General features: G+C 71.3%; 12 protein-coding genes. 4 read left to right on the top strand and 8 right to left on the bottom strand.

What is annotated here, in order from left to right:
- Nucleotides 1-31: 31 nt before the first annotated feature.
- Nucleotides 32-910, top strand: coding sequence for an NAD(P)H-binding protein (locus ACFZDJ_RS03145; protein ID WP_391055685.1), 879 nt, complete (start codon nt 32-34; stop codon nt 908-910).
- A 155-nt stretch (nt 911-1065) separates the two neighbouring features.
- Here ACFZDJ_RS03145 and ACFZDJ_RS03140 read toward each other — a convergent pair whose 3' ends face one another.
- Entirely contained in the window at nt 1066-2070 is a 1005-nt protein-coding gene (locus ACFZDJ_RS03140; protein ID WP_391055683.1) for a Gfo/Idh/MocA family oxidoreductase, read from the bottom strand.
- A 146-nt stretch (nt 2071-2216) separates the two neighbouring features.
- A complete protein-coding gene (locus tag ACFZDJ_RS03135) occupies nt 2217-2981 on the bottom strand; it encodes an SDR family oxidoreductase (protein WP_168508335.1) in 765 nt (254 codons plus the stop codon).
- Nucleotides 2982-3159: 178 nt separating this feature from the next.
- Between ACFZDJ_RS03135 and ACFZDJ_RS03130 the strand changes: the two genes are divergently transcribed.
- A complete protein-coding gene (locus ACFZDJ_RS03130) occupies nt 3160-4197 on the top strand; it encodes a substrate-binding domain-containing protein (protein ID WP_390927889.1) in 1038 nt (345 codons plus the stop codon).
- 32 nt (nt 4198-4229) lie between these two features.
- Here the strand turns inward: ACFZDJ_RS03130 and ACFZDJ_RS03125 are convergent, their stop codons facing one another.
- From ACFZDJ_RS03125 to ACFZDJ_RS03110, 4 genes are all read right to left on the bottom strand, one after another.
- Nucleotides 4230-4895: a histidine phosphatase family protein gene (locus ACFZDJ_RS03125; RefSeq protein ID WP_391055679.1), complete on the bottom strand. Its 666-nt coding sequence runs from the start codon at nt 4893-4895 to the stop codon at nt 4230-4232.
- A gap of 218 nt (nt 4896-5113) precedes the next feature.
- Nucleotides 5114-6508, bottom strand: a complete 1395-nt coding sequence (locus ACFZDJ_RS03120; RefSeq protein WP_391055676.1) for a hypothetical protein — start codon at nt 6506-6508, stop codon at nt 5114-5116.
- Between the two features lie 103 nt (nt 6509-6611).
- The gene (locus ACFZDJ_RS03115; RefSeq protein WP_391055674.1) at nt 6612-6944 is read right to left on the bottom strand and encodes a MazG-like family protein; all 333 of its coding nucleotides are present in this window, start codon (nt 6942-6944) and stop codon (nt 6612-6614) included.
- A 59-nt stretch (nt 6945-7003) separates the two neighbouring features.
- On the bottom strand, nt 7004-7549 hold the full coding sequence (locus tag ACFZDJ_RS03110; protein WP_168508330.1) for a DoxX family protein: 546 nt from the start codon (nt 7547-7549) through the stop codon (nt 7004-7006).
- A 142-nt stretch (nt 7550-7691) separates the two neighbouring features.
- On the opposite strand from ACFZDJ_RS03110, the gene ACFZDJ_RS03105 reads away from it, so the two are divergent.
- Nucleotides 7692-8018, top strand: a complete 327-nt coding sequence (locus ACFZDJ_RS03105; RefSeq protein WP_384905035.1) for a nuclear transport factor 2 family protein — start codon at nt 7692-7694, stop codon at nt 8016-8018.
- A gap of 114 nt (nt 8019-8132) precedes the next feature.
- Here the strand turns inward: ACFZDJ_RS03105 and ACFZDJ_RS03100 are convergent, their stop codons facing one another.
- Together ACFZDJ_RS03100 and ACFZDJ_RS03095 are read right to left on the bottom strand one after the other, a co-directional pair.
- Entirely contained in the window at nt 8133-8849 is a 717-nt protein-coding gene (locus ACFZDJ_RS03100) for an ABC transporter ATP-binding protein (RefSeq protein ID WP_101405487.1), read from the bottom strand.
- A gap of 109 nt (nt 8850-8958) precedes the next feature.
- On the bottom strand, nt 8959-10434 hold the full coding sequence (locus tag ACFZDJ_RS03095; protein WP_391055672.1) for an ABC transporter permease: 1476 nt from the start codon (nt 10432-10434) through the stop codon (nt 8959-8961).
- Between the two features lie 337 nt (nt 10435-10771).
- Here ACFZDJ_RS03095 and ACFZDJ_RS03090 point away from each other — a divergent pair, with 337 nt between their 5' ends.
- Entirely contained in the window at nt 10772-11980 is a 1209-nt protein-coding gene (locus tag ACFZDJ_RS03090) for a D-alanyl-D-alanine carboxypeptidase family protein (protein ID WP_391055669.1), read from the top strand.
- The last annotated feature ends 98 nt before the right edge of the window (nt 11981-12078 follow it).

Here is a 12078-nt window from a genome sequence, read left to right as displayed (position 1 = left end):
CCGTTCGCCGGTAGTCAGGAGGTTCCTTCTCGTGATCGTCATCACTGCGCCCACCGGTCAGATCGGCAGTCAGGTCCTGGACCGCGTCCTCGACGGCGGGGAGTCGGTTCGGGTGATCGCGCGCGATCCCTCCCGGCTCTCGCCGCGGGTGCGCGAGCGGGTCGAGGTCGTGGTCGGCTCGCACGGCGACCCCGGCGTCGTCGACGCGGCGTTCACCGGAGCGGACAGCGTCTTCTGGCTGGCGCCGCCGAACCCGCGGGCCGAGCGGGTCGAGGACGTCTATGTGGACTTCAGCAGGCCCGCTTGCGACGCCTTCAAGAGGCGGGGGGTTCGGCGGGTCGTGGGGATCTCGGCACTGGGGCGCGGGGTGCCCGGCAACGCCGGGCTGGTGTCGGCGTCCCTGGCGATGGACGACCTGATCGCGGGTACGGGCGTGGGCTACCGGGCGCTGACGCTGCCCTCGTTCATGGACAACCTGCTGCGCCAGGTCGAGGCGATCAGGAGTCAGGGCGTGTTCTTCCAGCCCGTCGCCGGGGATCTCAAGGCGCCGACCTGTGCCACCCGCGACATCGCCGCCGTGGCCGCCGGGCTGCTGCTCGACCACTCCTGGAGCGGGCAGGGCGAGGTCCCGGTGCTCGGGCCCGAGGACCTGTCCTTCGAGGACATGGCGCGGATCATGTCCGAGGTGCTGGGGAAGCCGGTGCGGTTCCAGTACGTCCCCGTCGAGTCGTTCAGGGACACGCTGACGCAGCGGGGGATGTCCGAGGCGATGGCGCAGGGCATGGCGGACATGGCGACGGCCAAGGACCGTGGCCTCGACAACGCCGAGCCGCGCACCCCGGGGGCCACCACCCCCACCACGTTCCGCCAGTGGTGCGAGGAGATCCTCAAGCCGGCTGTTCTCGCCTGACGGCCGCGACGTACGAGGGCCGCGACGTACGAGGGCCGCGACGTACGAGGGCCGCGACGTACGAGGGCCGCGACGCACGACGGCCGCGACGCACGAGGGCCGGGCGGCGGCCCCGGGTCCTCGGGCGCGCCGTCCGGCCCTCCCGCGTCCGGCGGTCAGGCCTCGCGTACCTCCTGCAGGCGTACGGGCCGGTGCTCGGCCAGCGAAAGGGCGCAGGCCTCGGCGATCCAGCCGGCCTCGATGGCGTCGGCGACCGTGCACGGCGAGGTGGCGCGGCCCGCGACGACCTCCGTGAAGGCGGTGAGTTCGGCGCGGTAGGCGGGGGCGAAGCGGTCCATGAAGAAGTCGTGCGGCGGGCCCGCCGGGAAGGTGGCGCCCGGCTCGACGGAACGCAGCGGCAGCTTGTCCTCCAGGCCCACGGCGATGCTGTCGCGCATGCCGTGCAGTTCCAGGCGGACGTCGTAACCCCGCGCGTTGTGGCGGGAGTTGGAGACCAGGGCGAGGGTGCCGTCGTCGAGGGTGAGGATCGCGGAGGCGGTGTCGACGTCACCCGCCTCGGCGATGTACTCGGCACCCCGGTTGCCACCGGCCGCGTACACCTCGACCACCTCGCGGCCCGTGACCCAGCGCACGATGTCGAAGTCGTGCACGCTGCAGTCGCGGAAGATGCCCCCGGAGACCGCGACGTACGCGGCGGGCGGCGGCGCCGGGTCCAGCGTGGTGGACCGTACGGTGTGCAGCTTGCCGAGTTCGCCGCTCACCACGGCCTTGCGGGCGGCCACACAGCCCGCGTCGAAACGCCGGTTGTAACCGATCTGCACCTCGACACCGCTGTCCCGGACGGTTTCCAGCACGTCGAGGCTCTCCTCGACGGTCCGCGCCACCGGCTTCTCGCAGAACACCGGGACGCCCGCCTTGACCGCGGCGAGGATGAGCGCGGGGTGCGCGTCGGTGGCGGCCGCGATGACGATGCCGTCGACCCCGGCGGCGAGCACCGCCTCGGGGGAGTCCACCGCCGTCGCCCCGAACCGCTCCACCGCCGCCGCGGTGGCCGCCGCCACCGGGTCGCTGACGACCAGGGTGTCCACCGCGTCGAGCCCGGCGAGGGTCGCCGCGTGGAAGGCGCCGATCCGGCCCAGTCCCAGGATGCCGATACGCATGAGATTGCTCCTAAAGCCAGTGAGGGTGTGCCCGCCGGGGGAGGGGCGAGCGGGAACGGAGGAGGGGGAGGAGGAGTACGGGGAGGGGGAGGAGGAGTACGGGGAGTCCGAGGAGGAGTACGGGGAGTCCGGGGAGGGGCAGGGGATCAGTCGAGTCCGCCGAAGACGATCTGGTCCCAGTCGATGACCGAGCCCGTGACCACCCCGCTGCGGTCGGAGAGCAGGAAGACGACGAAGTCGGCGATCTCGTCGACCTGGCCCAGCTTGCCCATCGGCTGGGTCTTCGCCGCCTTCTCCCGCCAGTCGTCGCCCGCGCCGTGGAAGGTGCGCTGGATCTCCTCCTCGCCCTCGGTGTCCGTCCAGCCGATGTTGAGGCCGTTGATCCGGACCCGGTCCCAGCGGTGCGCGTGGGCGGCGTTGCGGGTGAGGCCCATGAGCCCGGACTTGGCGGCGACGTACGGGGCGAGGAAGGACTGCCCGCCGTGCGCGGAGGACGTGATGATGTTGACGACGGTGCCCGGCGCCCCGCGGTCCACCAGGTGCTGGACGGCGGCCTGCATCGCGAAGAACGGCGCCCGCAGGTTGATCGCCATGTGCGCGTCGAACAGTTCCGGCGTGGTGTCCAGGAGCGTGCCGCGTGACGTCAGCCCGGCCGCGTTCACCAGGCAGTCGATCCGCCCGTGGGCGGCCACGACCTGCTCGACACTGCCGCGCGCCTGCGCGGGATCGGTCAGATCGGCCTGTACGAACGTGGCGCCGGTCCGAGCGGCGAACTTCTCGCCGAGCTCGGTGCGGCGCCCGGTGAAGGCGACCGTGGCGCCCTCGCGCAGCGCCGCGCGCACGATGCCCGCGCCGACTCCCTGGCTACCGCCGTTGACGAGGACGACCTTGTCCTCGAGCAGTTGGTTCATGAGTGTGCTGCCGTCCTCTTCCGTTCCAGCCACAGCCACAGCTACGGGTACGTCCACGACTTCCGGCGCGGTGACATTTCTGCCAGTCTCATGAGGCCGGGACCGTCAATCAATCCGCAGAGAACCATCAAAAACCCCTCATCGATCTCCGTGGTCACGGGACGCAGCGAAGGAACCCATGGGACATCCGTATACGATCCGCGAGATCGCCCGGCAGGCCGGACTGAGCGAGGCGACGGTCGATCGGGTCCTCAACCATCGCGGCGGCGTGCGGGAGAGCACGGCGCGGGAGGTGCAGCAGGCCATCAAGGACCTGGACCGGCAGCGCACCCAGGTCCGTATCGGCGGCCGCACCTTCATGATCGACATCGTGATGCAGACCCCGGAACGGTTCTCCTCGGCGGTGCGCGACGCCCTGGAGGCCGAACTGCCGTCCCTGCACCCGGCGATCGTGCGCTCACGGTTCCACTTCCGTGAGACGGACCCCGCGGCGGAGCTGGTGAAGGACCTCGACAGGATCGCCGCGCGCGGTTCGCAGGGAGTGATCCTCAAGGCCCCGGAGGTCCCCGAGGTCACCGCCGCGGTCGGCCGGCTGGTGGCGGCCGGCATCCCGGTGGTCACGCTGGTGACGGATCTGCCCAGCAGCCCGCGCCTTGCGTACGTCGGCATCGACAACCGGGCCGCCGGAGCCACCGCCGCCTACCTGATACGCCAGTGGCTCGCCGACCGTCCGGGCCATGTGCTCGTCACGATCAGCCGGGGATCCTTCCGCAACGAGGAGGAGCGCGAGATGGGGTTCCGCAGCGGGATGCGTGCCGGCGGGCCCGTGCGCCGACTGGTCGAGATCACGGACAGCGACGGGCTGGACTCCACCCAGCGGGCCCTGGTCCTGGCGGCTCTGGAGCGGGATCCGGAGATCAACGCCGTCTACTCCATCGGCGGCGGCAACACCGCGACCATCGACGCCTTCGCGGCGCTCGGCCGGGGGGTGCTGGCGTTCGTCGCGCACGACCTGGACCACGACAACACCCGGCTGCTGGCGGAGGGGAAGCTGTCCGCGGTGCTCCATCACGACCTGCGCCAGGACATGCGGCGCGCCTGCCAGACCATCATGCGGGCCCAGCAGGCGCTGCCGGACGAGGGCCCGTTCCTGCCGTCGGCGATCCAGGTGGTGACGCCGTACAACATGCCGCCGTACAACATGCCGACGGTGTGAGGACCCCGTATCCGCGGGATACAGGCGGACGTCTACGCGGTCGGGCCCAACGGCTGTCCCGCGGGGCCGCTCTCCCGCGCGTGTGCCACGCCGCCGATGTCGGTGCCTGCCCAGGTCAGCGCCGTCCAGCCCTCCTCGGGTGAGCCCTCAAGGATCACGATGTCGGTGTTGTCCAGCCGGTGTTCGGTCGCGAAGGACATGTCGACGTTGTGCGCCCGGGCCGCCGTCCACACCCGGATCGCGGCGCCGTGGCTGACCATGGCGACGCTGCCCGCGCCGGTCGCCGCCGCCTCCGCGACCACCGCGTCGAACCGGCCCAGCGCCTCGGTGCCGTTCTCGCCGCCCGGCATCCGCAGCCCGGTGTCCCCGGCCACCCAGGCGAACGCCGTCGTGAAGTACGTCCTGGCCGCCTCGGTGTCGCCGCGCATCATCTCCAGGTCCCCGGCCTCCAGCTCACGGATGCCGTCGCGTACGACCATCTCCAGGCCGCGGGCGGCCGCCAGCGGGGCGGCCGTCAGCTGGGTACGGGTCAGTGTGGAGACGTACAGCAGGTCGATGTCCACGTCCGCGAGCGTCTGGGGCAGCGCTGCGGCCTGCTTCTCACCGAGGGCGGTCAGACCCGGGCCGGGGACTGCGGTGTCGAGGAGGAACGCCACGTTGGACGGGGTCTGGCCGTGGCGGATGAGGATCAGGCGCATACGGTCACCCTCTCAGACGGTGCTACGACGGACGCGGTGGCCTGGGCGGTGGGGGCAGCCCCACGGCCCCGGCGGACCGGGCAGTCGCAGGGCCCGGGCGGTCGGGGCAGTCGCAGGGCCCGGGCGGTCGAGGCAGTCGCAGGACTCGGGCGGTCGAGGCAGCCCTGCTGGGCAGAGCCGCCCCGCACCCCGCTCGCCCGCCCCGTCCGCCCCGCGCTTCAGCCGCCGACCGTGAACCAGGTCGCCCGGGACTTCTTCCACTCGGGGTGGGTGAGGTCCTTGGCCTCCGTGCCGTCGCCGTACAGGTCGGCGGAGCCGTCGTCGGTGATCAGCTGGGCGCGGGTGCCGGGAACGGTGAGGTCCGGGACGTCGACGACCGACTCCCAGCCGCCCGGGTCCGAGGTGGGCAGGTCGAGCCGCTTGACCGGGGCGTGCGCCGGGTCGCCGTCCCAGGAGTAGAGGGCGTACGGGTCGGAGTTGTCGTCGGCGGCCCAGGAGCCCGCGACGATCAGGTACTGGTTCGCGGCGTTCTTGCGCAGGTCGCGCACGGAGAGACCGCCGAGGTCCAGCTCGACCGGCGTCCCGAAGACGGCCTTGGCGCCGCTGCCGACCACCTTGTCGATGTTCGTGACGGGCACGAGGAGCGCCTTGCCGCCGGCGACCGCAGGGGCGAGCGGCGCGCGGAAGCCGAGGTACGCGGTCGTCGTCGACCCCAGCGCGAACTCCAGCCCCTCCACGTTGAACCCGTCGATCTGCTTGGGGACCTGGCCGTCGGCGGTGCCCGCCGCGAAGCCGTAGCGGTCACCGTGGGCCTCGTCCCAGGCGACGAGGTCGTCGCGGAGCTTCCCGTACGAGCCGCCGTACGACAGCACGGTCGCCGCGCCCGAACCGCTGACCTTGGTGGTGAAGACGGTGTTGCGGGCGGACTTGTACTCGCCGTCCTTGTTGTTGCCCAGCGAACCCGTCCAGTAGATCGTGTCGCCGACGCGCGTGCCACCCTCGATGTCGATCTCCTTCGAGACACCGATGTCCGAACTGAAGTCCCAGGTCTTCACGGGCGCGCCCGAGGCCGAACGGTCGTACAGGCGCAGGGTGTTGGACTCGTCGTCCGCGACCACCGCGTAGCCGCCACCGACGTCCACGGCGGCGGAGGCGTCGCTGGAACCGGTGAAGTACCTGCTGTCCGCGGCCTGTTGGACGGCGGCCGACGCGGCGTAGTGCAGGGTCTTGGTGGCGGTCGTGCCGTCCACGCCGGTGACCTTCACGGTCAGGTCGGTGTAGCCCCGGCCGCGCGCGGCGATGGCGACCTGGCGGGTGGCGCCGGTGCCGGTGACCGTGACGTCGGCGGTGGTGGCCACGGAGGTCTTGCTGCTCTTGGTCACCGTGACCGTGAGCGCCCCGGCGTCCGCGCCGCTCTGTGCGACCGTCACCTTCACGACCGGATCCCCGCTCGCCCCCACCGCGCCGGACAGATAGGCCGCCGACAGCGACAGCGTCGGAGTCCCGAAACTCGCCGCTCGGGCCTGGCTTCCCAGCCCCGTGACGGCGAGCGCGAGCACCCCACTGGCAACGGCGAGCGTCCTGCGGCCACGGAGGACAAGGTAGTCCTGCACGGGGACCCTTTCGTCGGCGTGATGTCGACGAGAAGGCTCGGCCGTCCCCACCAACTGCCGACGGCCCGCACACGTCCACGGGGTGAACAAGTGCGGGCGCGGCTCACCGAGTTGGATCTGCCCCGAGCGACCGCTCCGTGACGCCCGCCAGATGGGCCATGAAGACCTCGCGCGCGTCCGGCGTCAGCGTGCGCAGGGCGATCAGCGCCGTGATGACGACGTCGCAGAGCTCGGACCGTACGTCGTCCCAGGTGTGGCTGGCGCCCTTGCGCGGGTTCTGGCCGGTCGCGCCGATCACCGCCTCGGCGACCTCGCCGACCTCCTCCGACAGTTTCAGGATGCGCAGCAGCAGGCCCTCCTGGCCGCCGTGCGTGCGGTGGGCGTCCAGCCAGGAGCGCAGGCGGTCGATGGATTCCCAGACGTCGTCATCAGCCATGGGGCAAGCTTCCCGCACCGGCCGCGGGTCCTCGTCCACGCCTACCCCCGCTCCTGCGCCTACTCTTCGAACAGTGCCTCCTGCTTGCCCTCGGCCGCCTCGCGCACCCTCTTGTTCCGGGCGCCCACCACGGCCAGCGTGGCCGCCGCCGTCACGCCGAGCGCCACGGGGACCATCCAGCCGCGGTTCACGGCGTGGCCGAGCGCGTGGTCCAGCGAGAGGCGGCCGGGGCCCGCCACCGCGAGGCCCGCCGCCGTCAGGGCCAGCGACGCCGCGTACTCGTAGCCGCCGTTCATCGCGAAGAACCCGTTGGGCAGATGGACCGCGGCCGCGCCCACCATCGCCCCGGCCGCCGCCGCGCCCGCCGCGGGGGTCGCGAGGCCCAGCGCCAGCAGGGTGCCCCCGCCGGCCTCGGCCAGCCCCGCCGCCGTCGCGCTCGCCTTCCCGGGCGTGTAGCCCATGGCCTCCATGGCGGTCCCGGTCCCCTCCAGGCCGCCCCCGCCGAACCAGCCGAACAGCTTCTGCGCCCCGTGCGCGGCCAGCACTCCGCCCGTGCCCAGACGGAGCAACAGCAGTCCCAGATCACTTCGGTCGTAACAGGTCACGGTGGCTCCCAGAGCAGACGGCCGGCGGCAACGGTCAACGGTCCCTCCCGTGTCTCCACCGTCGCACCGATGACGCGTGACCGGCGTGTTCGGGGTGTCGTTCGGGTGGCGGGCGCACAGGACCGGTGTGAGGGTGACTCCCATGACGATTCAGGTAGCGAAACTCAGCGACCCGGCCGTCCGGGCCTTCGTCACCGCTGTGAACGCCCATGACCGTGACGCCTTCGAGGCCGTCCTCGCACCCGGCGCGACCATGTCCGACGACGGTGCCGACCGCGACCTCGCCGACTGGACCGACCGGGAGATCTTCTCCTCCCGCGGCCACATGGAGGTCGACAACGAGTCGAACGGCGGCCGTGCCCTCATCGCCCGCTACAACAACGACACTTGGGGCGAGATGAAGACGAGGTGGAGCTTCACCGTCGACGACGGCGGCAGGATCACCCGCTTCGAAACCGGCCAGGCGTAGCCCGACCGCCCTGGCGAGCATCAACCAAGGCCCGCTCGCCATGGGGCCGCTCACCGCCGCGCGGCCGGCCGAGGCCGACCGCGTGCTGGGACGGTGAGCGGCCCCGGGCCGCGCCTACTGCTGGACGTACTGCTGCTGGGACAGGGGGCGCCGGCCCCCCTGCTCGGTCAGTGTGATCTGCCCGGCCTTGATGGTCGCGAGGCGCGGCGCCCGGCGGGCGATCGACGAGTCGTGGGTGACCATGATGAAGGTCAGCCCGTACTCGTGCCACAGCCCTTCCAGCAGCCCCATGATGTCGTCGCGGGTGCCCTCGTCGAGGTTGCCGGTCGGCTCGTCCGCCAGGAGTACCTTCGGCTTCTTGACCAGCGCGCGGGCGATGGCGACACGCTGCTGCTGACCGCCCGACAGCTCGGACGGCGCATGCGTCAGCCGCTCGCCGAGACCGACCGAACGCAGCGCCTCGGCGGCCCGCTCGCGCCGCTCCGCGGGCTTCACCCCGAGCGGTACGAGCGCGGTCTCGACGTTCTCCTGCGCGGTCAGCGTCGGGATGAGGTTGAACGACTGGAAGATGATGCCGATCTTCTCGGCGCGCAGCCGGGTCAGCTTGGCCTCGCTGATGGAAGCGAGGTCCACGCCGTCCAGTTCGACGCTGCCGGCGGAGGGACGGTCCAGACCGCCGATCATCTGGAGCAGGGTGGACTTGCCGCCGCCCGTGGGGCCCTGGATGACGAGCTGGTCGCCGTCCTCGATGGTGAGGTCGATGCCACGCAGCGCCTCCACCGTGTCCTTGCCCCGCGTGTAGCGCTTGGTGACGCCGGTGAGCTTGTACATGAGGTTCTCCGAAGATGAAGCAGGCGTTGAAGTGGAAGAGGAGAGGAGGAGAGGAGGAGAGGAGGAGAGGAGGAGAGTAGGAGCGAGGGAGGGGGATCGCTCGCGGGGACTAGGACACGCTGCGCAGCGCGTCCGCCGGACGCATCCGCGAGGCGCGCCAGCCGCCCATCGCACCGGCGATCAGACCGCCCGCGATGGCCAGGCCCGCGGCGAGCGCGATGGTGGTCACCGAGACCGGCGCGGAGAGCGCGATCTCCATGGTGTTCTTGACCGCCTGCTGGCCGGGACCGCCACCGCCGGGGCCGCCGCCCATGCCGCCACCGCCACCGGTGTTGCCGAGCTCCGCGGTCAGCTTCGGGCTGATCGCGGTCACCGCGTACGCCGCGCCGAGGCCGATGGCGATGCCGAGCGCGCCGCCGATCAGACCGTTCACGATGGACTCGCCGACGACCTGCCGGGTGACCTTGCGGGAGGGCCAGCCGAGTGCCTTGAGGGTGCCGAACTCACGCACCCGGCGGGACACGGCGGAGGAGGTCAGCAGCGCCGCCACCAGGAACGCGGCCACGAGCACCGCGATGGACAGCCACTTGCCGACGCTGGTCGCCAGGTTCGAGGCGGTCGACAGGGAGCCGGAGACGGTGGAGGCGAGGTCGGCGGAGGTGGTGACCGTCGTACCCGAGATGTTCTTCTGGATGGTCGCCTTGACCGTGGTGATCTGCTGGGAGTCGGTCGCCTTGACATAGATCGTGGTGACCTTGTTCTTCGCGTCGCCCAGCGTCTGCGCCTGCTTCAGCGGCAGGTAGACGTCGGTCGTCGACTCACTGCTGTCCGGCGTCGCGATCCCGATGATCGTGTACTTGGTGCCGGAGATCTTGAAGGTCTTGCCGACCGTGTACTTGTTCTCCTTGGCGTACGACTTGCTGACCACCGCGACCTTCGCGTTGGTCTGCGCCGCCGTGAAGGTCTTGCCCGAGGTGATCTTCGAGGTGGCGAGCGGGCCGAGGTCCTGGTCGGTGACGTCGACGCCCGCGACGGAGTACGAGTTCACGTCGAAGGAGGCGCCGCCGCCCTGCACCTGGGGCGCTCCCGTGCTGCCGCCGCCCTGGCCGCCGCCGGGGCCGCCCTGCTGGGAGGAGCCGCTGGACCCCGAGGAGGTCGAGGACTTCGCGGTGCCCTGGGTGAAGGAGCCGTCGACCTTGGTGACGTTCAGGGTCAGCGCGCCCACCGTGCTCGCCACGCCCTTCTGCGCGGCGACCTTGGTGACCAGGGAGGAGGCCAGGGACTGCCCGCCCTGCGTCATCACGCGGTCCGAGCTCTGCTTGGTGGAGCTGCTCGACTTGGCGTTGAAGTCGAACTTCGGTCTGCCGGACGAGTTGCTCGAAGGCGCCGCCTGGGCCTTGGTCACCGTCATGTCGGTGCCGAGCCCGTACAGCGACTTCAGGACTTTGTCCTGCGCCTGCTGCATGCCGGCCGACACCGAGTTGACGGTGATGACCAGCGCGATTCCGAGCGCCAGACCCATGGCGATCACCAGGGCCGCCTTCTTGCGCCGGCTCAGCTCACGCTTGAGATAGATGCCAAACATCCCGTTCCCCAAAGGTTCTTGGCGCCCGCTGTGGGCGCGGCCACAAGCTATGGAGAAACCTTTGAGTGTGGCTGAGTAAGAGATGTGTGAGAGCTGAGAAAGTAGGGTCCGGAATCAATATTCCGTAAGACAGCTGATTCCTAAGGTCTGGAGGGGCTATTGCCAGGAAACCCCTGTTGGGTGGGGTGCTGAGGGCAGGAGTCGGCCGGGCGTACGGGCGGGGGTGTTCCTTTGTCCTGCCTTTGGGCGCGCCCTGACCTTTCTTTGAGGCCCCGCCGCGTGGCGACTTCGAGGCCCCGGCGTACGGACCCGCGAACTTCTTTTGTACGGTCCCGGGATGCGCGATTCTTCTCCCGTCCCCCCGCGTGCCGCTCAGCTGTCCCGCCGTGCCGCCCTCGGCCTCGCCGCGGCCGTCCCGCTGGCCGCGGCCTCCCCGGCGTCGGCCGCCACGCCCGTGATCGGCGGTGAGCGGCTCGCCCGCGCCGGCGTCCAGGTGCGCGGCGCCTCGGGGCTGCCCAAGCGGCTCACCGCCCGCTCCTGGCTCGTCGCCGACCACGAGAGCGGCGAGGTGCTCGCCTCGTACCACGCGCACACGCACCTGGCGCCCGCCTCCACGCTGAAGATGCTCTTCGCGGACACCGTGCTGAAGAACTTCGAGCGGACCGAGCGCCACAGGGTGACCGACGCCGACCTCGCCGACATCCCCTCGGGCTCCAGCATGGTCGGCGTCAAGCCCGGCATCACCTACACCGTCGAGCAGTTGTGGCTCGGTGTCTTCCTGCGCTCCGGCAACGACGCGGTGCACGTCCTCAGCCACATGAACGGGGGCGTCGCCAGGACGGTCGCCCAGATGCAGGCCAAGGCCCAGGACCTGCAGGCCCTGGACACCCACGTGGTCAGTCCCGACGGCTTCGACCACAAGGGGCAGGTGTCGTCCGCGTACGACCTGACGCTCTTCGCCCGCCACGGCCTCGCCGACGCCGACTTCCGCGCCTACTGCCACACGAAGACCGCGAACTTCCCGGCGGGCGGCAGGAAGACCTTCCAGATCCAGAACACCGACCGCCTGCTGACGGGCGCGTGGGGTGTGCCGACGTACGACGGACTCATCGGCGTGAAGAACGGCTACACCAGCAACGCCGGCAACACCTTCACCGGCGCCGCGACCCGCGGCGGGCGGACCCTTCTCGTCACCGTGATGCACCCCAAGAGCGGCGGCAGCGGCGTCTACGAGGAGACGGCCGCGCTGCTCGACTGGGGGTTCAAGGAGGGCACGAAGGCCCAGTCCGTGGGCGCCCTCGTCGATCCGCTGAGCGAGGGCGGTGCCTCCGTGGCCCCCACCCGGAAGGCGGCGGCGGCCGGAGCGCCCGCGACGGCCGCGGGCGGCGGCTCGTCGTCGTGGGGGCTGGTCGGCGGGGCCGGGGGAGCGGTCGCGCTGCTCGCGGGCGGGGCGTACGCGTGGCGCAGGCGGCGGCGTGTGGTGGGGGACGAGGCCTCGGAGGGACGCCAGGAACGTCAGGACGGTCAGGACCGTCACCAGGGCTGACTGCGGTGGCCGCTGGTTGCCGGCCGATGTCGGGACAGCCGTTCCGAGGCCCGGAGCTCACCTCGCGGTCCCGCGCGAGGTCCGCCCCCCACCCGGGC

It is taken from the genome of Streptomyces sp. NPDC007896 (assembly GCF_042959425.1).
Classification (GTDB): Bacteria; Actinomycetota; Actinomycetes; order Streptomycetales; family Streptomycetaceae; genus Streptomyces.
Note: the sequence above shows the minus strand (reverse complement) of the source record. Positions and strands in the feature narration are given on the sequence as shown.

What these genes read in the sequence shown, in the direction of transcription:
- ACFZDJ_RS03140 (WP_391055683.1), bottom strand. Translation starts at nt 2,070, where the DNA reads ATGCGTATCGGCATCCTGGGACTGGGCCGGATCGGCGCCTTCCACGCG.
- ACFZDJ_RS03135 (WP_168508335.1), bottom strand. Translation starts at nt 2,981, where the DNA reads ATGAACCAACTGCTCGAGGACAAGGTCGTCCTCGTCAACGGCGGTAGC.
- ACFZDJ_RS03130 (WP_390927889.1), top strand. Translation starts at nt 3,160, where the DNA reads ATGGGACATCCGTATACGATCCGCGAGATCGCCCGGCAGGCCGGACTG.
- ACFZDJ_RS03125 (WP_391055679.1), bottom strand. Translation starts at nt 4,895, where the DNA reads ATGCGCCTGATCCTCATCCGCCACGGCCAGACCCCGTCCAACGTGGCG.
- ACFZDJ_RS03115 (WP_391055674.1), bottom strand. Translation starts at nt 6,944, where the DNA reads ATGGCTGATGACGACGTCTGGGAATCCATCGACCGCCTGCGCTCCTGG.
- ACFZDJ_RS03105 (WP_384905035.1), top strand. Translation starts at nt 7,692, where the DNA reads ATGACGATTCAGGTAGCGAAACTCAGCGACCCGGCCGTCCGGGCCTTC.
- ACFZDJ_RS03100 (WP_101405487.1), bottom strand. Translation starts at nt 8,849, where the DNA reads ATGTACAAGCTCACCGGCGTCACCAAGCGCTACACGCGGGGCAAGGAC.
- ACFZDJ_RS03095 (WP_391055672.1), bottom strand. Translation starts at nt 10,434, where the DNA reads ATGTTTGGCATCTATCTCAAGCGTGAGCTGAGCCGGCGCAAGAAGGCG.
- ACFZDJ_RS03090 (WP_391055669.1), top strand. Translation starts at nt 10,772, where the DNA reads ATGCGCGATTCTTCTCCCGTCCCCCCGCGTGCCGCTCAGCTGTCCCGC.